Source organism: Propionispora hippei DSM 15287 (assembly GCF_900141835.1).
Classification (GTDB): Bacteria; Bacillota; Negativicutes; order Propionisporales; family Propionisporaceae; genus Propionispora; species Propionispora hippei.
Genome location: NZ_FQZD01000021.1, coordinates 12,907 through 31,890 on the forward strand (window position 1 = coordinate 12,907; position 18,984 = coordinate 31,890).

At 53.9% G+C, this 18,984-nt stretch carries 17 protein-coding genes and 1 other annotated feature; of the genes, 10 read left to right on the forward strand and 7 right to left on the reverse strand.

Annotated features, from left to right (window positions below; genetic code table 11):
• Positions 1 to 33: 33 nt before the first annotated feature.
• Genes F3H20_RS12270 through F3H20_RS12280 form a run of 3 tightly spaced genes read right to left on the reverse strand, consistent with a single transcriptional unit; the run spans position 34 to position 2,480 of the window.
• A complete protein-coding gene (locus tag F3H20_RS12270) occupies positions 34 to 1,440 on the reverse strand; it encodes a nucleoside recognition domain-containing protein (protein WP_149735211.1) in 1,407 nt (468 codons plus the stop codon).
• On the reverse strand, positions 1,437 to 2,216 hold the full coding sequence (locus F3H20_RS12275; RefSeq protein WP_149735212.1) for a FeoB small GTPase domain-containing protein: 780 nt from the start codon (positions 2,214 to 2,216) through the stop codon (positions 1,437 to 1,439). The genes F3H20_RS12270 and F3H20_RS12275 overlap by 4 nt, the downstream gene beginning before the upstream one ends.
• Before the next feature lie 15 nt (positions 2,217 to 2,231).
• Positions 2,232 to 2,480 (reverse strand): FeoA family protein, encoded by a 249-nt coding sequence (locus tag F3H20_RS12280; protein WP_223191748.1) that lies wholly within the window; start codon positions 2,478 to 2,480, stop codon positions 2,232 to 2,234.
• Positions 2,481 to 3,032: 552 nt separating this feature from the next.
• Between F3H20_RS12280 and F3H20_RS12285 the strand changes: the two genes are divergently transcribed.
• The 3 genes from F3H20_RS12285 to F3H20_RS12295 all read left to right on the forward strand — a co-directional run bounded on the left by F3H20_RS12285 (position 3,033) and on the right by F3H20_RS12295 (position 5,150).
• Positions 3,033 to 3,884 (forward strand): YitT family protein, encoded by an 852-nt coding sequence (locus tag F3H20_RS12285; RefSeq protein WP_149735213.1) that lies wholly within the window; start codon positions 3,033 to 3,035, stop codon positions 3,882 to 3,884.
• 226 nt (positions 3,885 to 4,110) lie between these two features.
• Positions 4,111 to 4,290, forward strand: coding sequence for a hypothetical protein (locus F3H20_RS12290; RefSeq protein ID WP_149735214.1), 180 nt, complete (start codon positions 4,111 to 4,113; stop codon positions 4,288 to 4,290).
• Positions 4,291 to 4,451: 161 nt separating this feature from the next.
• A complete protein-coding gene (locus F3H20_RS12295; RefSeq protein ID WP_149735252.1) occupies positions 4,452 to 5,150 on the forward strand; it encodes a L,D-transpeptidase family protein in 699 nt (232 codons plus the stop codon).
• A 45-nt stretch (positions 5,151 to 5,195) separates the two neighbouring features.
• Here the strand turns inward: F3H20_RS12295 and F3H20_RS12300 are convergent, their stop codons facing one another.
• Together F3H20_RS12300 and F3H20_RS12305 are read right to left on the reverse strand one after the other, a co-directional pair.
• Positions 5,196 to 6,761 (reverse strand): 2-isopropylmalate synthase, encoded by a 1,566-nt coding sequence (locus F3H20_RS12300; RefSeq protein WP_149735215.1) that lies wholly within the window; start codon positions 6,759 to 6,761, stop codon positions 5,196 to 5,198.
• A gap of 102 nt (positions 6,762 to 6,863) precedes the next feature.
• Positions 6,864 to 7,096, reverse strand: a binding site (T-box leader).
• A 245-nt stretch (positions 7,097 to 7,341) separates the two neighbouring features.
• On the reverse strand, positions 7,342 to 8,061 hold the full coding sequence (locus tag F3H20_RS12305) for a 4Fe-4S dicluster domain-containing protein (RefSeq protein ID WP_149735216.1): 720 nt from the start codon (positions 8,059 to 8,061) through the stop codon (positions 7,342 to 7,344).
• Between the two features lie 131 nt (positions 8,062 to 8,192).
• On the opposite strand from F3H20_RS12305, the gene F3H20_RS12310 reads away from it, so the two are divergent.
• The 5 genes from F3H20_RS12310 (at position 8,193) to F3H20_RS12330 (ending at position 14,197) form a co-directional block, all read left to right on the forward strand.
• Positions 8,193 to 8,876 (forward strand): Crp/Fnr family transcriptional regulator, encoded by a 684-nt coding sequence (locus F3H20_RS12310; protein WP_149735217.1) that lies wholly within the window; start codon positions 8,193 to 8,195, stop codon positions 8,874 to 8,876.
• Positions 8,877 to 9,056: 180 nt separating this feature from the next.
• Positions 9,057 to 9,608 carry a 3'-5' exonuclease gene (locus F3H20_RS12315; protein ID WP_149735218.1) on the forward strand — a complete coding sequence of 184 codons (552 nt, stop codon included), beginning with the start codon at positions 9,057 to 9,059 and terminating at the stop codon, positions 9,606 to 9,608.
• An 88-nt stretch (positions 9,609 to 9,696) separates the two neighbouring features.
• Positions 9,697 to 11,844, forward strand: coding sequence for a DNA topoisomerase 3 (locus tag F3H20_RS12320; RefSeq protein WP_149735219.1), 2,148 nt, complete (start codon positions 9,697 to 9,699; stop codon positions 11,842 to 11,844).
• Positions 11,841 to 12,284 carry a YaiI/YqxD family protein gene (locus F3H20_RS12325; protein ID WP_149735220.1) on the forward strand — a complete coding sequence of 148 codons (444 nt, stop codon included), beginning with the start codon at positions 11,841 to 11,843 and terminating at the stop codon, positions 12,282 to 12,284. The genes F3H20_RS12320 and F3H20_RS12325 overlap by 4 nt, the downstream gene beginning before the upstream one ends.
• A gap of 5 nt (positions 12,285 to 12,289) precedes the next feature.
• A complete protein-coding gene (locus F3H20_RS12330) occupies positions 12,290 to 14,197 on the forward strand; it encodes an ABC-F family ATP-binding cassette domain-containing protein (RefSeq protein ID WP_149735221.1) in 1,908 nt (635 codons plus the stop codon).
• Between the two features lie 397 nt (positions 14,198 to 14,594).
• Here the strand turns inward: F3H20_RS12330 and F3H20_RS12335 are convergent, their stop codons facing one another.
• Complete coding sequence (locus tag F3H20_RS12335) at positions 14,595 to 15,485, reverse strand: DMT family transporter (RefSeq protein ID WP_149735222.1); 891 nt, start codon at positions 15,483 to 15,485, stop codon at positions 14,595 to 14,597.
• Between the two features lie 153 nt (positions 15,486 to 15,638).
• Positions 15,639 to 16,253 (reverse strand): peptidylprolyl isomerase, encoded by a 615-nt coding sequence (locus tag F3H20_RS12340; protein ID WP_149735223.1) that lies wholly within the window; start codon positions 16,251 to 16,253, stop codon positions 15,639 to 15,641.
• A gap of 447 nt (positions 16,254 to 16,700) precedes the next feature.
• On the opposite strand from F3H20_RS12340, the gene F3H20_RS12345 reads away from it, so the two are divergent.
• On the forward strand, positions 16,701 to 17,093 hold the full coding sequence (locus F3H20_RS12345) for a DUF1987 domain-containing protein (RefSeq protein ID WP_149735224.1): 393 nt from the start codon (positions 16,701 to 16,703) through the stop codon (positions 17,091 to 17,093).
• A gap of 19 nt (positions 17,094 to 17,112) precedes the next feature.
• The gene (locus F3H20_RS12350) at positions 17,113 to 18,753 is read left to right on the forward strand and encodes a diguanylate cyclase (RefSeq protein WP_149735225.1); all 1,641 of its coding nucleotides are present in this window, start codon (positions 17,113 to 17,115) and stop codon (positions 18,751 to 18,753) included.
• Positions 18,754 to 18,984: the final 231 nt, after the last annotated feature.

Consider the following 18,984-nt stretch of genomic DNA (forward strand, 5'->3'; position numbering starts at 1 on the left):
GTAAGGAGCCTTCGATCGAAGGCTCCCTTTTGTTTATACTAACTGCAGCAGCCGGGCTGTCTGGGCTACCAGAAAACACACGCCAAAGGCCAGGATAGTGGGAATGAGGAAGGTCAGCAAGGTCCACTTGAGGCTGCCTGATTCTTTGTAGGCCGATAGGAGGGCGGTGGTGCAGGGCCAGTGCAGCAGGCAAAACAGCATGGTGCAGGTGGCGGTCAGCCAGGTCCAGCCATTAGCGAGGAGAATCTCTCCCAGCTCGGCCAGCGAATCTACCTCAGTCATCTGCCCGGCCGCCAGATAGCCCATCAATAAAATCGGCATGACAATTTCATTGGCCGGCAAGCCAAGAATAAAGGCCAGCAGAATGAAACCGTCCATACCCACCGCTTGACCGAAGGGCGCCAAAAAGCCGGCCATATGGGCTAAAATACTGCTGTTGCCTATGTATACATTGGCCAGTATCCAGGTGACGGCTCCGGCCGGCGCAGCCATAATCAGAGCCCGCTTGAGGACGAAGTAGGTGCGGTCAATTAAGGAACGGTAAATAATCGCGCCAATTTGCGGCGGCCGGTAAGGCGGCAGCTCCAGAACCAGGGAAGAGGGTTCTCCTTTTAACAGCGTATGGGACAGTACCCAGGAAACGGCGAAAGTGGTCAGAATACCTAGGAGGACCAGTCCGGTAATAACGGCGGCGGCCACCAGTGTTTCAAATTGCCGGGCAAACAAACCTCCGACAAAGATGGTGGCAATGGCAATCAGGGTGGGAAATCGCCCGTTGCAGGGGACAAAATTATTGGTCACGATGGCAATCAGACGCTCCCGGGGAGAATCGATAATCCGGCAGGATACAATACCGGCGGCGTTGCAGCCGAAGCCCATACACATGGTAAGTGCCTGTTTGCCGCAGGCCTTGCATTTTTTGAAAATATGATCCATGTTGAAGGCGACACGGGGCAGATAGCCCAGATCTTCCAGCAGGGTAAACAGGGGGAAGAAAATAGCCATGGGCGGCAGCATGACTGAAACCACCCAAGCCAGGCCGCGATACAGGCCTAAGACAAGTACACCGTGCAGCCAGGCAGGGGAACCGGCTGCTGTAAACCAAATAGTTAGCTGATCCTGGAAGGCAAACAAGGCACCGGCCAATAAGTCGGAAGGAACGTTGGCTCCTTCGATGGTAATCCAGAAAATAACTCCTAACAGGGCCAGCATAATGGGATAACCAAAAAGCCGCGAGGTAACAATATCATCCAGCTTTTGGTCCCAGGAACGGGGCGACTCCCGGGACCGGCGCACTACTTTTTGCGTAATTTGCTCGGCATTGGCATAGATATCGGTAACGATAATGTCGCCCAACTGGGTGCCGGTGCCGCGGCGAAGAGCATCCGCCGCGGCGAGAGTCTCGGACAGGCTGGTGATGGGCTTGACGGTTCCGCTCATATGGCTGCTACCTCCTTGGCTAAGGGCAAAGCGGTTTGCCGGGTAATGTGCCGGTGGATTTGTTCAATGAACCCGGTATCCCCGTCAAGCAGCCGAAGCGCTACCCAGCGGGGGTTTAGCGCCGTGCCGACCAGGCGGGTAATGCCCGGCAGCAAGGCGGCTACCGCTTCTTCCACCACCGGTGAATAAGTAATCTGGCGGGGTGAAGGCTGCTTAATGCCAATGCTGACCTGATACAGCGTTTCTTTTAAGCTTTCCAGCCCTTCGCCCTGACGGGCCGCTGTGGCTACGACGGGAACACCCAGTTCACGCTCCAGGGCCGGCAGGTCGATGTGAATATTCTTTTTGCGTGCTTCATCCATTAAATTGACGCATACAATGCAGTTGGCGGTGATATCCATGACCTGGAGCGCCAGGTTTAAATTCCGCTCCAGGCAGGTGGCATCAAGCACCACCAGGGTAGCATCGGGTTTGCCGAAGCAGATGAAATCACGGGCCACTTCCTCTTCCACCGTATGAGCCAGAATGGAATAGGTTCCCGGCAAATCGACCAGCAAAAAGTTTTGTTTGTGGTGAGTGAACGTGCCTTGGGCATTATCTACCGTTTTGCCGGGCCAATTTCCGGTATGCTGCCTAAGGCCGGTCAGGGCATTAAACACAGTGCTTTTGCCGACATTGGGATTGCCGGCCAGCGCAATAATGAACTGCTGGGAATCGGCGGTAATGCCGAAATGTTCCTGCAGCACCTGGGCGCGATTTTCAATTTGTCCATTCAATGGATATCGCCTCCGTTATTTATTTGGGTAAATCTTAATCAGACGGGCATCATGGCTACGCAGGGCAATGGTGGTGCCGCGCACTTTATAGGCAATGGGATCGCCGGCCGGGCTGCGGCGCACACACTCGACCGGTGTTCCCGGCACAATACCTAAGTCTAATACCCGGCGGCGGAGTAAGCCATCCAGTTCCACCGAGGAAATGCGGCAAGAGGAACCAACCGTAAGCTCGGCTAAAGAAGCGGGATCATTTATCATTTGCATTGTACAATACCTCCTGACTGCCTAGGGCAGTGAAAAATTCAAGATAAGGTTAGCCTCAGCTAACATGAGGGGGCAAAAAAACGGTTAGCGCAGGCTAACAATTAGGGCGTGTTTTCAAACTAACGGAAGGATCCATGGCAATGGTTTTGCGCCAGACAAGGCAAGTTTTTGCAGGAATGGCAGGCTCCTCTATTTCAAAAAAGTTTAACCAAGTATGGCTCAAAAAGCACCGCCAGGGACCGTCTCGGATAGTTTGAAAACACGCCCCCTCGGGAATTACCCCTTTGCTATATGATATGGGAGAGTCGCAAGAATGTTACAGCAGGCTAAGTTTTTTAAATGACACAGCCGGCGGTAGTCAACCGTAGTGTTTTCTGCTACTATAAACATGGGAGGCTGCCGGTAAAGACAGAAGTTTTTCGAAAAACGGTTGAAAGCCTTTTTTTATGTAAAGAATAGTACCGTGTCAACCTTAAGGTGGGCCTGTCGCAGCACCGGTGGTGCGGCTGGACAGTAACTGCCGGTGTGGTCGGCCGGTCAGAGGAGGAAGCTATGAAAGCGCGAGTAGGACAATATGCCGCAGTAGCGTTGGGGTGCTTTATTTCCAGCGCATCAATTAATCTTTTTTTGGTGCCCCACCAGTTGTTGAGCGGTGGTGTAACCGGCATTGCCATTATTTCTTACTTGTTGTTTGGCCTGCCTATCGGAGTGCAGAATTTTCTGCTGAATGTCCCGCTGGTGTATGCCGCTTATCGTCAGTTGGGCAAAGACTATACTGTTTTGTGCATCTACGGCATCATCATGTTTTCTTTTGCCGTTGATGCGACCCGTTTTCTGGGAAGCTGGAATGTTCTGGACGATACCTTGCTGGCAGCCATTGCCGGCGGTGTGGTCAGTGGTATCGGCTCAGGGATTATTTTCCGGGTTAACGGCAGCGGCGGCGGCCTGGATATTGTGGCCGCCATTATTAAGAAACACTACTCCTTTAATGTAGGCCTGGTGGGTTTTGCCGCTAACTGCCTGATCATGCTGGTCGCTGCCGCCTTATTTGGCCTTAAGCCCGCTATTTTGACCCTGATCGCCATGTTTATCGGCGCCAATCTTACCGATAAAGTGGTGGAAGGCTTTAATCGCCGGAAGACGGTATATATCATTTCCTATAATACGGATGAGATTTCCAAGGCAATTTTGAAAGAAGTGGGGCGCGGTGCCACCATTCTGCGGGGGGAGGGAGCCTTTACCCGCCAGGCCAAGCAGGTGATTTTTGTCGTTGTCAGCCTTACGCAGATCGCCAAACTGAAATTTTTGGTGCAAAGTGCCGATCCCAATGCCTTTATGATTGTCAGCGACGCGGCGGAAGTACTGGGCCGGGGCTTTACCCTGCCGGGTAGCCGGGAGCGCTGAATACCATGGACGGTGGAATTTTTTTGAGACTTTTTCGTTAAAATGGGCACACTACTTAGTACCTTGTCAGTCTTAAAACGATAGGGAGTGGCGAGGCTATTTTTCACAGCACAAAGCGGCAGGGAGGCATACCGGGAGTATGCTGACGGACGACAGCAAAAGAGCGTGGAAAATAGACCGCCAGGACTTGCCGGATTAAGGTGGATCAGGCATTTGGGAAGGGAGGGTGTTTAAAATTCACGGCGAAAATAAAAAAAGCTCCGCCGTAGCAGCCTATACGCTGCCGCCGTCGGAAGTGGAGAAATTATTAGCTGCCCAGTATGGCGACAAGCTGGAACCGGTTGACTATGTCAAACTAACGCAGCTTAATTTAAAACGTCAGAAGCTGGAGCAGTTGCAGCAATAAGGGAACGTAACGGAAAGGCTAAAGTTAAAGGACTGTCGCCTGCGGTAAAAAAGCAGGCAGCAGTCCTTTGCGTTTTTATAGTAGAGGGATATCCTTGCCGCATACCACATATATATGGTAGAAATAGTGCGTTTATGTGAGGATGTGTTACGTTGCGAGCAATGCTTCTCAGAAAAACCCGTATCTACTTCACGCTTGCTTCATTGGTGTTTGCCGGCATATTCCTAAGTCTGATCGGCTTTGAATACTGGGACGAGATGGAACTGGCGGCTCTGCCCAATCAGCCGCTGCAACCGCCAAAGGGGAAGATCTCTCTGGTTATAAAAATTCCCAGCCGGATACTTGAGGTTTACAATGACGGGGTGCTCTATAAGCAATACCGGATTGCCGTCGGCGACGACGACACGCCCACTCCCATCGGCGACTGGACGGTTATCTGGAAAGCTCACAGGTCGGGTGATATTATGGGGACACGTTTTCTGGGACTGGATGTGCCTTGGGGCGGTTATGGGATTCATGGCACAAACCGTCCCTGGAGTATTGGCCAGTTTATCAGCCATGGCTGTGTCCGGCTGCGCAACAAGGATGTGGAGGAACTGTTCGAATGGGTGCCCGTGGGGACACCGGTCCGTATTGTAGATCAGCAGTACCGTATGCAGCGGGCGCTGCGCTATGCGTCGATGGGCGCCGATGTGGTACAACTGCAGCGGAAGCTGCAGGAACTGGGCTACCTGGAGGGACGGGCCGACGGCTTCTTCAACCGCGATACCGAAACGGCCGTTAAACGCTTCCAGCATGACAAGGGGGTTAAGGTAACCGGTGTTGTTGATAAAGGGACGCTCAATCTACTGGGGTTGTGAATGAGTCAAGCCGCCGCTTTAAACAAGCCGGCGGCTTCTTTTCTGTTATTGAGCTGCGCTGCGTTCGGCCTTCCAGCTTTCCAGCAGGACCTGGTTAAGCGCGCTTAAGTACGCTTCGGCGCTGGCTTTGATAATGTCGGTATCGACGGCTTTGCCGCTATGAATGACACCGTTATGAGATATTTTGAGATGGACCCGGCCGAGGGCTTCGTTACCCTTGCTGATGCTGCTGATTTTATATTCCAGTAGCTGCACATCCAGCTTAACCACCTGGTTGATGGCTTTATACAGGGCATCAATCGGGCCGTCGCCGACGGCGCTGTCTTTAAAGATCTGACTGCCGCAGCGTATTTTGACACTGGCCGAGGGGAAGATATCGTTGCTGACCACCTGGAGAGTTTGCAGCTCGTAGAGGCTTTCAGCTCCGGCGTAAGGGTTATCCTCCCGGACGGCGTAATAGGCCTCGGCAATGTGATACAGGTCGTGGTTGTAGATTTCTTTTTTCATATCGGCCAGTTCCAGGAAACGCGCGAAGAGTTGCTCGAAGTCGGCCTCTGACGGCTGACCGTGCAGGAAGGGAGCAATGGCGCTTTTAAAGGCGTGGCGGCCGGAGCGGGCGGTGAGAATCAACTCCATGCTTTCTACTCCGACATCTTCGGGACGCAGAATTTCGTAGGTGCCGCGGTCCTTCAAGAGACCGTCCTGGTGAATGCCGGAGGAATGGGCAAAAGCATTGTCGCCGGTGACGGCTTTATTCACCTGGACCTCAAGGCCCATCAGATTGCTGACCAGAGTGGAGGTAGCTTTGATTTCCTTGGTGGCAATATCGGTGTAAGCACCGTAGTAATCGGCACGCAGCCTGATGCCGACCACCACTTCCTCCAATGCCGCATTGCCGGCCCGTTCGCCGATGCCGTTAAGAGTACATTCTACCTTATCGGCGCCGTTTTTCACCGCTGCCAAGGTATTGGCAGTAGCCAGACCGGTGTCGTTGTGGCAATGCACGCTGAGCAGCACCTTGTCATTGATGTTTTTCAGGCGGTAATTCAGCTTGTTGATGAGTTCTCCGAATTCCTCCGGCACGGCATAGCCGACCGTGTCGGGGACGTTGATGATGGTGGCACCTGCTTTGACTGCCGCCTCAATCGTCTGCCACAGGTATTCAAAATCGGCGCGGGTGGCGTCTTCGGTGGAATATTGGACTTCCGGCAGCAAGGTCTTGGCGTATTTGACCGCGTCGACTCCCATCTGCATAATAGCTTCCTTGGATTTACGCAGTTTGGCCTGAATATGGGAGTCGGAGACTCCCAGCACAATGTGAATAAGCGGTTTCTGAGCTTCTTTGACACTTTCGTAGACTGCGTCAATGTCAGCCTTGACTGCCCGGGCCAGAGCCGTAATCACCGGACCGTCCACCACTTCTTTGGCAATACGCCGGACGGCTTCGAAGTCGCCCTGTGAAGAGATCGGGAAACCGGCCTCGATAATATCGACCTTAAGCGTCTTTAGCTGCTGGGCAATCCGCAGCTTCTCCTGAAGATTCAGCTTCGCGCCAGGTACCTGTTCACCGTCGCGCAAGGTAGTATCCAATACGACAATCTTTCTTCCCATAACTCTTATATCCCCCTTTTTTAGATAACCTGTTTGGTTCCTGTATGGACTGTCATTATCCGCTGCCGGCGGCGGATAACTAAAAAACCCCGTCTCTATATAGATAGAGACGGGGGTAAACTCGTGGTACCACTCTAATTGGTTCAATAAAGAACCCACTTGTTCGACGGCCAACACCATCTATCCCTGTAACGGTGGAACTCCGGCACACCCTACCTTAGTCATCGGGCTGCAGCTCACAGGCGAGTTCAAAGTCTGAAATGTACCGGATCGCACCAACCTCCGGCTCTCTGAAACCCTTTCACACTTCTACTATTCCCGTTCATCGCCATGGTATATTCTTGCTATGGCTTAAGTGTAATGGATGAGCGGCTGCCTGTCAATAGGCTTTTGTTTCTCCCGGCAAGTTATCCGGTCAGTCAGCAGCAGAGTCGGTCTGTACCTTGTCAATCCTAAAACTGTAAGAATAGTGGCGAGGCTATTTTTCGCGAGACAAGGCGGAGGAAGGAGGCGTACCGTTAGTATGCCGATTGACGACAACGAAGGCCTTGCGGAAAATGGGCCGTCACTATTCACAGGATTAGGGTTGATCAGGTACTAGCACCTGACCGTCGATGCCGATGGTGACAAGGCGCAGCGGAATGGCTTTGCCGCAGGCTGCCACCGCTTCCTCGGCGGCCTGGGCCAGACCGCCGCAGCAGGGGACTTCCATACGCAAGAGGGTCAGGCTACGGACCGAATGCAGTTGCAAGATGGTAGTCAACTTGTCGGCGTAGGCTACATGATCCAGTTTGGGACAGCCGATCAGCGTGACCTTGCCGGTCATAAAATCGGCATGCAGGTTGGCGTAGGCGTAGGCGGTGCAGTCAGCGGCGATGAGCAGGTCGGCATCCTCAAAATAAGGGGCCTGAACGGAAATCAACTGGAGCTGACAAGGCCATTGGCGTAAGGCCGACGGCATCGGCTGGCCGGCCACCGGCGACGGACCGGTGGCAGATTCCGGCTGGAGCAGCCGGGAGCGGCTGCCGGGACAGCCCGAAGCCGGTGGCATAGAGTGACTTTTGGCGGCCAAGTGTTTTTTGACCAATTCTTCATCGAAGGGTGCGGAATCCCGTTCTTCGATACGGATGGCCCCGGTGGGGCATTCCGGCAGGCAGGCCCCCAGGCCGTCGCAATAGGCGTCGGAGATCAAACGGGCTTTGCCGTTAATCAGCCGCAGCGCCCCCTCATGGCAGGCGTCAATACAGAGGCCGCAGCCGTTGCAACGTGATTCGTCTATGTGAATGATTTTTCGCAGCATGATGGTTCCTCCTGTTGTACAGTGGCTCGTTTTATAAGGTAAACGAACCGGTACTGTTGTTATTGCCTTGATTGTAATATAATAAAAAGAAAAAGTCGGTAGCCATGGCTACCAACCTGAGGGTAGGAGAAATGGATAAACGATGGGAAGTATTGGCCGGTTCGGCACTGTTTCATGCTGTGCCCGCCACGGCGCTGCCGGAGGTGCTGGCCTTTTTGCAGCCTGCGATCATCAGCTATGCCAAGGGAGCCTATGTGGCGACCGCCGGTGAGCCGGTGGCCAGTCTCGGTGTATTGCTAACCGGCCAGGCCCAGGTGATTAAGGAAACGGTGGCCGGTGACCGGGTGATTATGGCAACGCTGGCGGCGGGAGATTTGTTTGGTGAAATGGCGGCTTTCTCCCGGCAGGGGTATTGGCCGGCCACCGTGGTGGCGCAGAGCGATTGTACCGTCGCCTTTTTGCCGCCTGACCGGCTGCTAGAGGGCTGTGCGGTCAATGGCCAGGCCGGCATGCAGCTTTTGCAAAACCTGTTGCTGATTATTTCGGAGCGGGCGCTGCTGTTACACCGTAAAGTTGAATATTTGTCCATGAAAAGCCTGCGGGCCAGGATTGCCGCCTATCTTCTGGAGCAGCAGCGCCATAGTGGCAAGCTGACTTTTTCGCTGCCCCATAACCGTAGCGAGCTGGCCGATTTTCTCCAGGTATCCCGTACCGCCTTGTCCCGTGAATTGGGCCGCATGCGCGACGAGGGGCTGCTGGAGTTTTACCGTTCCTCGGTCAAGCTTAAGAATTTGGCCGGCTTAAGGAACCACTGATTTATTTGAAAGAGGGACCGCTATCTCTGCGGTTTCCTATGGTCCGAATGAGCCTCAGGAACGCTTAGCAGGATGTGGCGCCCACGAAGCGAATATATAAAGAATCATTTTATATAGGAGTTGGCGGTACCTTAAGCTAATCTGGACCTTCAACCAGAATAGGTACCGGTGTGTAATAGTATGAACTACGTAGCCATTGATTTTGAAACTGCCAATCGCAGCCGTTCCAGTGTCTGCAGCATGGCAGCCGTTACGGTGGAAGCGGGGAGGATTGTCCGGTCGGCCTATTCACTGATCCGTCCGCCGGAGCTTAGATTTGATTATTGGAATACCCGGATTCACGGCATTACGGCGGCCGATGTGGCCGATAAAGCTAGCTTTGCCGAGCTGTGGGACCGGATAAGGCCCCACTTGGATAATAAAATCGTGATCGCTCATAATGCGGCCTTTGACATAGGGGTGCTGCGCAGTGTACTGGCTGTGTATAAGCTGCCCAAGCCGTCCTTCCGGTACGCCTGTACCGTGGAGATAGCCAAAAAGGCCTGGACAGGACTGGATAATTATAAACTGTCCACGCTGGCCAGCCGGTTTTCCATTGACTTTGAGCATCATAATGCTCTGCACGATGCGCGGACCTGCGCCGTGCTGGCCTTGCGGGCCGGACAGGAAACAGCGGCGCAGGATTTTTTGCACCTGGCCGAACTATTGCAGGTTAAGGTTAGAGAATTTTAGTGGAACTGCTGCTGTGACATGAATACAGCCGTGGTTCAGGAGCGGTTATGTTTGCGTAACAGGCCGCCGAATGGAAAAAGGAGATAGTATGAAGTTATATATTGCCGAAAAGCCCAGCATGGGAGCGGAAATTGCCAAATGCCTGCCAGGGCCGTTAAGCCGCCGGGACGGTTATATCGTAACCGGCGACGGCGTGGTCACCTGGGGCTTTGGCCATATCCTGCGGCAGGCGGAACCCGATGAGTACGATGCCAAATATGAAAAATGGCGGATGGAGGATTTGCCGATCATTCCGGACGAATGGAAGCTGATGATTGCCGAATCGTCCAAAAAACAATTTGAGATTGTCCGGCGGCTGATTGACGAGGCCGCTGAGATTGTTCATGCCGGTGACCCTGACCGGGAGGGGCAGCTCCTAATTGACGAGGTGCTGGACTATGTGGATAACCGCAAACCGGTTAAGCGGATTTTACTGCAGGCGCTGGATGAAAAAAGCATTCGTCAGGCCATTGGGCGTTTGCGGGAAAATCAGGAATTTTTTAATCTGAAACAATCGGCCCTGGCCCGCTCGCGAGCCGACTGGCTGATCGGCATGAATGTGTCACGGGCCTATACGCTGGCCGCCCAGCAGGCCGGGCACCGCATCACGCTGCCGGTCGGCCGGGTGAAAACCCCGACGCTGGCCCTGGTGGTGCGCCGGGAACGGGAAATCGCCGATTTTAAGCAGGAAAACTATTTTACGGTGAAGGCCGATTTTGCCCATGCCAACGGCAACTTTACCGCCTATTGGAAACCGCGGGAGGGACAGGCCGGGCTGGACAGCGAAGGGCGCCTGGCCGACAAGGCCGTTATGGAAGAGCTGCTGGCGCGGTTGACGGACAGTCAGGCCCCGGCGGTCATTACCGCCTGTGAGACGACGGATAAACGGGAACCACAGCGGCTGCCGCTGTCGCTGTCGGCCCTTCAGGTGCTGGCCGGCAAGCGCTACGGCTACAACCCACAGCATGTGCTGGATACGGCGCAGAAGCTGTATGAGAAAAAACTGACCAGCTATCCCCGTTCGGACTGTGACTATTTGCCTGAATCGCAGCGGGACGATGCGGCGCCCATTCTGGCTAATCTGGCGGCGCTGGAGCAGGACGAACTGGCGGCGTGGTCGGCTAAGGCCGACCACGCTATCACGAGCCGGGCCTGGAACGATAAAAAAATCACCGCCCACCATGCTATTATTCCTACGGTGGAACGCTGTCCGTTCGCCAAGCTGAGCGAGATGGAAAAACATATTTACTTTTTGATTGCCCAGGCCTATGTAGCTCAGTTTTATCCCATTCATACCTACAGTCAGACCAAAGTCGATGTGGTCTATGAGCAGGAGACCTTCACTGCCGGCGGCCGTGTTGTCCGCGAGCTTGGCTGGAAGGAACTGTATGCCGCCGAGCCGGACGATAAGAAGGACGAGGAAGAAGGCATTTTGCCGGCGATGGCCGAGGGTGATGCCGCGGCCTGTCTCAAGATAACGGCTGATAAGAAAACTACCCGGCCGCCGCTGCGCTTTACGGCGGCTACGCTGCTGGCAGCCATGAAAGAAATTCATAAATACGTCAAGAACCCGGACCTAAAAAAGCAGCTCAAAGATGTCAGCGGCATCGGCACTGAGGCGACCCGGGCCACGATGATCAAGGAACTGGTGCAGCGCGGTTTCATCCGGGAGGAGGGCCGCAAGAAGTATTTGGTGCCCACCGAGCCTGCCTATCTTCTGATTGATGCGTTGCCCGATACCTTGACCTATCCTGACTCGACGGCTCACTGGGAAAGCCAACTGCAGTTGATGACTGACGGCGAGGCCAGCCTGGAGGAGTTTATCCGTCAGCAAATTGACTTTACCAAAGAAATTTGCCGGACGGCGCTGGCTGCTTCGCTGCCTGTGCAGGGGGAACATCCCTGTCCCCAGTGCGGCAAGGGGGCGCTGCAGCTCAGGCAGGGCCGCAACGGCAAGTTTTGGGGCTGCTCGCGCTATCCGGTGTGCAAGGCTTCCTGTGATGACCTGGAGGGGGTGCCGCAACTGCCCAAATACCGCTGCCCGCGCTGCCAGCAGGGAGCCTTGCAGCTTAAGAACGGCCGAAACGGGCCTTTTTGGGGCTGTACGGCTTTTCCAACCTGCCGGGCGACCTTTAACGACCAGGCCGGTGCGCCGGCGTTGCCGCCTGCTCCGGCACAACGGGGAGGAGCATCATGAAGCTCATCATTGATGCTGACGCCTGCCCCAAAGCCGTGCTGCAATGCTGCCTGGACCTGGGGCGGCAATACCAGTGCCCGGTCTGGACGGTGGCCAGTTTTAACCATCAGATTGTTTCCGATCACCATATTGTGGTGGGCAACGCAGCGCAGGAGGCTGACGTAAAGGTCGTCAACCTGACCGGTGCCGGCGATGTGGTGGTCACCCAGGATTGGGGGCTGGCCGCGATGATTTTGGGGAAACAGGCTTACTGTCTCAGTCCTTCAGGCCGTGAATATCGGCCGGAAACGATGGATTTTTTGCTGGAGGAACGGGAAATGAAGGCCCGGTTTCGCCGCGGCGGCGGACGGACCAAGGGCCCCCGGCCGCGTACCGGTGAGGATGACCGGTCATTTGCCGCCTCCCTGGAGCGGATTTTGCAAAGAAAAGGAAAAGGGTAGAAACGATGAATCTTTTATCGATCGAAGAATTGGCGAAAAGCTATGGCGTGAGAATGCTGTTTGAACAGGTTACCTTCGGTGTGGATGAGGGCGATAAGATCGGGCTGATCGGCGTTAACGGCACGGGGAAATCTACCTTTTTAAAAACTATTGCCGGCCGGGAGCAGGCTGACAGCGGTCGGATAGTCAAGGGTAATGGCATTCAGTTGGAATACTTGCCGCAAAATCCTGACTTTGACGAAACAGCCACCGTTCTGGAGCAGGTGTTTAAAGGAGACTCGCCGGTTATGCGGCTGCTGCGGGACTATGAAGCGGCGCTGCTGGCAAGTCAGGAGCGGCCGGGCGATACTGCGGCGGCCCAACGGCTGATTGCCCTGTCGCAGCAAATGGATGCTCACCATGCCTGGCAGTTGGAAAGCGAAGCCAAGAGTATTTTGACCAAGCTGGGTATCCAGGAGTTTACCGGCCTTGTCAGTACGCTGTCCGGCGGTCAGCGCAAGCGGATTGCCCTGGCCGGGGCGTTGATCACACCGACCGATGTGCTTATTCTGGATGAGCCGACCAACCACATCGACAATGCGACGGTGGCCTGGCTGGAGGAGTATCTGCAAAAGCGCAAAGGCGCGCTGCTCATGGTCACCCATGACCGGTATTTTCTTGACCGTGTGGCTAACCGGATTATTGAGCTGGATAAAGGGCGGCTGTATAGTTATAGCGGCAATTACAGTCTATTCTTGGAAAAGAAAGCCGAGCGGGAGGAACTGGCCGAGGCGTCCGAGCGAAAACGGCAGAACCTGCTGCGCCAGGAACTGGCCTGGATCAGCAGGGGCGCCAGGGCGCGCAGCACTAAGCAGAAGGCACGGATTGAACGGTTTGAGGCCCTGCAGAGCGATAAACCGGAGGAGGCTGCCGGCAGGCTGGAAATCAGCGCGGTGGCAAGCCGGCTGGGGCGGAAGATTATTGAGTTGCAGGAAGTAACCAAGGGCTTTGACGGGCTCACTTGCATCAGGGATTTCAGCTACATTGTTTTGAAACAGGACCGGGTGGGGATTGTCGGGCCTAACGGCAGCGGCAAGACCACCCTGCTTAATATCATTGCCGGCCAATTGTCCCCAGACACCGGCAGCGTGGATATTGGTCAAACCGTTAAAATCGGTTATTTCTCGCAGGAAGGCCGGGAGATGGATGAAAGCCTGCGGGTAATCGACTATATCAGGGAAGCCGGCCATATTCTGCCGACGGCCGACGGAGGCCACATTACGGCAGCTCAGATGCTGGAGCGGTTTTTGTTCCCGCCAGCCCAACAGTGGTTGCCTGTCGGCCGGTTGTCCGGCGGTGAACGGCGGCGTCTCTACCTGCTGCGGGTACTGATGGAAGCGCCCAATATCCTCTTGCTTGACGAACCGACCAACGATCTGGACATTCAGACGCTGACTGTCCTGGAAGATTATCTGGATGATTTCCCCGGCGCCGTGATTACCGTATCCCATGACCGGTATTTTCTGGACCGGGTGACGGATAAAATCTTCGCTTTCGAGGGAGAAGGCTGCATCAAACCCTATATTGGCGGCTACAGTGATTATGCAGTGGCGTTGGAAGCGGCCCGCGAACAGGAAGAACTGCCTAAGGCCAAACGGCCGGCAACGGAGCCGGCCGCTGCGGCGAAGGACAGTGTGCGGCCCCGCAAACTGTCTTTTAAGGAGCAACGGGAGTATGAGGAGATTGAAACGGTCATTGCCGGTGTAGAGGCGGAATTGGCGGTCATCAACGGACAGATAGCCGCCGGCGGCAGCGATTTTACCCGCCTGCAGGAGTTGGTGACGCTAAAGGAACAGACCGATGCCCGCTTAAGCGAACTCCTGGACCGGTGGACCTATTTAAACGAACTGGTGGAAGCGGTTCAGAAAAAGTAATAGGCGGCTGTCGTAAAAAAATTGTTTTTTAAATAGTCCGTATGTGTGGAAAAAAGCTTGTGGTCCCTTTGTCCTTGCAGAGGCTAGGCCTGTCCTCCCAAATACTTAAGAAAAGACTTGGCTTGTGTCGAGTCCTTAAGGACGAAGACAGAAGCCTTAGTCGTTCTTACTTATGATCAGAAAGTCTATGCTTTCTGATCATGTGAAAAATTGCCAGCTTACTAAAATCCGTAAACTCGGTTAGCTCAAACAATACCCACAGGGCACAGGCCGGATTTCTTAACGTAAGCTGGCAATTTTTCAATCTGCGGAACGTATTTTTACGGAAAAGACCAAACCGGAACAAAAAATAAGGTTGTTGCGCTTTCTTAGCGCAACAACCTTTCAACGTGGCCTCTTAGGCAGCCGTCTTGTTGTCGTGAGGGGCTGTTCCTTTTAGCTGCGAGAGCAGCATGCCGCTTAGCATTAAGAGGCAGCCCCACAGCTCCCGTACACCCAGGATTTCCTGGAGAAACAGATAGCCGCCGATAGCGGCAAACACTGTTTCCAGGCTAAGAATGATGGAAGCGTGGGTCGGCGAGGCATATTTCTGTCCGATGATCTGCAGGGTGTAGGCAATGCCTACCGAGGCCAGACCACCGTACAGAATGGGGATGCCGGCCAGCCGGATGCCGTCAAGCGTGATGGTTTCTAAAGCCAAGGCGGCGGCCAGGCTTAAGACCGAGCAGGTGGCGAACTGAACCGAAGCCAGCTTAAGACTGTCCACCTTATGAGAGAAGTGATCGATCAGGATAATATGAGCTGTCCAGAAGAAGGCCCCGACCAGTTCCAGCAGGTCGCCGTAAGACAGCGAGAGATTTTCCTTGACACACAGGAAAAACAGGCCGGTGACAGCCAGCAGCGAGCTGAGCCAGGTAATGAGACTGGTGCGCTGTTTTAAAAAGATGCCGGCGATTGGCACCAGTACGGTATACAGGCCAGTGATGAAGGCAGCCTTGCCTGCCGTGGTGTACAGCAGGCCTACCTGCTGCAACGAAGCGCCGCAGAACAGGATGCAGCCGGCCGCCAGACCGACATAGGTGGTATTGGCAGTCGCTGCCGGTGCGGGCTTCTCAGTTTTCTTAAAATAGAGAATCAGCGGAATGAGTGAGGCGCTGCCCAACGCAAACCGTACGGCGGTAAAGGTGAAGGGACCAATGTGGTCCATACCTACTTGCTGGGCCACAAAGGCAAAGCCCCAGATAGCGGAGGTTAAGAGCAGCAGCAGGTTGGCTTTGGTTCTTTTCATAATGGAACATTCCTATCCTAGTGTTTCCTCCGGCGAAAGACCGGAGTATATCACCGGCCTTTTTTCCAGCAGACTTCATTGTCGTAGGCTTACATAGGTGCGATATGTGCGCTCCTCCTTGCCTGCTGAAAAAATTCTCGGTGCTATACTCCATCATTCCGCCGACGGAGGCACTATCGTTATTTTTTTGATTACCACATCTTCCAGCGGTTTATCCTGGGCGCCGGTTTTGACTTTGCCGATGGCTTTCACCACATCCAGGCCTTCCGTTACCCGGCCAAAGACGGCATGCTTATTGTCCAGCCAGGGCGTGGCATCGAGGGTGATGAAAAATTGCGAGCCTCCTGTGTTGGGACCGCGATTGGCCATGGAGAGAATGCCGGCCTTGTCATGTTTAAGATCAGGGCTGAATTCGTCGGGAATGGTATAGCCGGGGCCGCCGGTGCCGTTGCCGGTGGGATCACCGGACTGAATCATGAAGTTGTCGATAACGCGGTGGAAAATCAGACCGTTATAGAAGCCCTTTTGGGCCAGGGTGGCAAAGTTGCCGGCCGTTTTGGGTGCTTTGTCGTCAAACAGTTCAACCTTGAAGGTTCCCTTGGAGGTTTCAAAGACGGCAGTCCGGTTTTTGACGTCGGCGCCCTGCGCCTGTTGCGTTTCCCGGGCCGGTTCGGCCGGTTTAGCCGGCGCCTGTTGGGAGCAGCCTGAGCCGGTTAATAACACCAGCAGCAGGCCGGTGCAAAGAGCGGTGCGGAACGAGGTGGTCATCGGATATCTTCTCCTTTGTTGTTCGCCCTGAGCGGACGGGAAAGCCCCGTGTCAATCATAGGCGGAATGCGGTTTTGGACAATGTGGTTCTTGGAAAAAGAACTCTATTTTCTTAGAATAAAGCCAAGTAGGCCGGCATGTCAAGTCGGAGCGGTCTACAGGACCTTGTCAGCCTTAATCGGGTGGATACTGGCGGTCTATTTTCCGCAACCCTTCGTTGCCGTCAGTTAGCATACTTACGGTATGTCGCCCTCCTTCGCCTTGTGTTGCAAAAAATAGCCTCGCCCTTATCCTGCCGTTTTAAGACTGACAAGGCACTGGCCGGGTGACAGGGTCAAAAATTATTTATTGTCAAAACCGTACCGGAAAACAGCGATAAGAAGGGAATAGGGTGAAGACTGGCGAAAAGGTATTCCTTGTAAATATAAAAGGAGAAAACAGGATATTATGAAGCCATTACATATTGAGCAAACCAGTTCTACGCCGGGAGTTTTGTTTGAACCGGACCGGCATAGGCTGAAAATAATCGGACAATCTTATCCGGATAATGCGTTTGCCTTTTATGGGCCTGTTTTTCAGTGGCTGGACGAATTTTTAGCGGAGTGTGAAAGTTCCATACTATTGGAACTTTATTTCCAGATACCTTATATCAATGCCGGCAGCACCAAGTGCATCCTGCTGCTCTTGGAGAAGCTGACGGCGGCGTACCGGTCAGGCAAGCAGGTTGTCGTTCAGTGGTATTATGACGGGGATAGTGAAGTGGCGCAGGAATGTGCGGTGAAGTTCCAGGAAGATTTGGAACTGCCTTTCCGTCTGATTCCGCTGGAGGAAGACGTATGAGTGTCAGAAGGTGAGAAGTATGAATACTACCAATAAGAGAGACTGGATGATAAAAGATGAAGAACTGTTTGAGAGTGAGCAGCAGGTCTTGCTCCAAACGATGAGGGACTTGGTTAATCCCCGCTACGCGGACAGCGCGCTCTTGCCCCGTTACCGTGAACTGGCCGAGCATTACCGGCGGCTGCTGCAGATGACCCGCAAGACGTTTCTGATCAGTGATAGGCAGGGGGAATTTTTGCAGCAGTACCAGCATGATATGCAAAATTTGCTGGATCATGCCAACCAGGGTTTTTTGACTTTCGGAGCGGATTTACGGGTCAACCGGTATTACAGTGCGGAATGTCTCCGTATTTTTAGCGGTAAGATCGATGGCGCCGGCATTGTCGATCTGCTGGACCCCGAGGGTGAGCAGGAAGAACTGGCGGAGTTGCTGAGCCAGGTGTTTCTGGTCGATGAAACGGAAGGAAATGAGCTGTTGCAGCAATTGCCGCCGGTCTTTCATATTAACCGGAAAGTGATTTATGTGGAATGCAAGCAGATTTTACAGCCCTGTGACGGCATTAATCGCCGGGTCATCATGCTGGTGTTGACCGATATCAGCGATAAGCAGAAAGCGGAAGAGAAAATCAGGTATCTCAGCTATCATGACAAGCTGACTACTCTGTATAACCGGGCGTATATTGAAATGATGCGTGCTGAACTGGAAAAGATGGAGTTTTCGCCGTTAAGTGTCATTCTGATAGATATGAACGGACTTAAACTGGTAAATGACGTATTCGGTCACCATGAGGGTGACAGCCTGCTGACGGCGATGGCCGAGGTGTTGAAGCAGTCCAGCCGTTCCACCGATATTGTTGTCCGTTGGGGCGGCGATGAGTTTTTGATCTTGCAGCCGCTCACCAGCAGCCAGGAATGTGAAGCGGTTTGCTGTAAAATCCGGACGGCCTGCCGGCTACGGGCGGACACGCCTATTCCCTTGAGCGCCGCCATTGGCATGGCGACCAGGGAGGACGGCTTTGCTACCCTGGCGGAATTGTTCAGTATCGCCGAAAATCGGATGTACAGTCATAAGCTGCTGGAAAGCCGGACAGTGCGGCGGGAAATCATTATGGGTATGGAGAATACCCTGCATACCCGCTGTTTTGAAGAAGCCGGACACAGCGCCAGAGTATGTCAGTTGACCGCTGAGTTTGCCGCGTATATCGGCCTGGACATGGACGGTCCGGATATGAAACCGCTGGTCTTGCTGTCGGCGCTCCACGATATTGGTAAAGTGGCCATCCCCAGGGATATACTGGGGAAACAGGCCCCATTGTCAGCAGAGGAATGGGAACTGGTCAAAAGTCACAGCGATATCGGCTACCGGATGGCGCAGTCCATCGGGGAGGCGGTGCTGGCCGAGGTCATTCTGGCTCTTCATGAGCGTTGGGATGGCAAGGGTTATCCTTATGGCATAAAGGGTGATAAAATTCCCTTGCTGGCCAGGTTGTTTTCGCTGGTCGACGTATTTGATACCGTTACCCATGAACGCCCCTATGGCGTGGTTATGACCAGGGCTCAGGGTGTGGCTCATGTTGAAAAAGGCAGCGGCGGCCAGTTTGATCCGCGGCTAACCGAGCAGTTTGTCCGTTTTATGCGGGAAAGGAAAAAAGTGGTCTAGGACGTTTGTTTATAACTTATAACAAGGCGGGCTGGTCGCGCGAAAAGGAGCGCGATCAGCCCGCCTTTGGTGTTTGCACGGTCCCGATTAGCAGTTGAATTGCCGGACGGTTGTGTTTTCCAGGAGAACACAGTGGGAGGCTAAAAAAATCAGGTAACAGGCGTGAGGCGGCTGTGTATGCAGCATGTTTTTCTATGTCTGTTGCCAGTAGACAGGGATAACAGCGTTAAA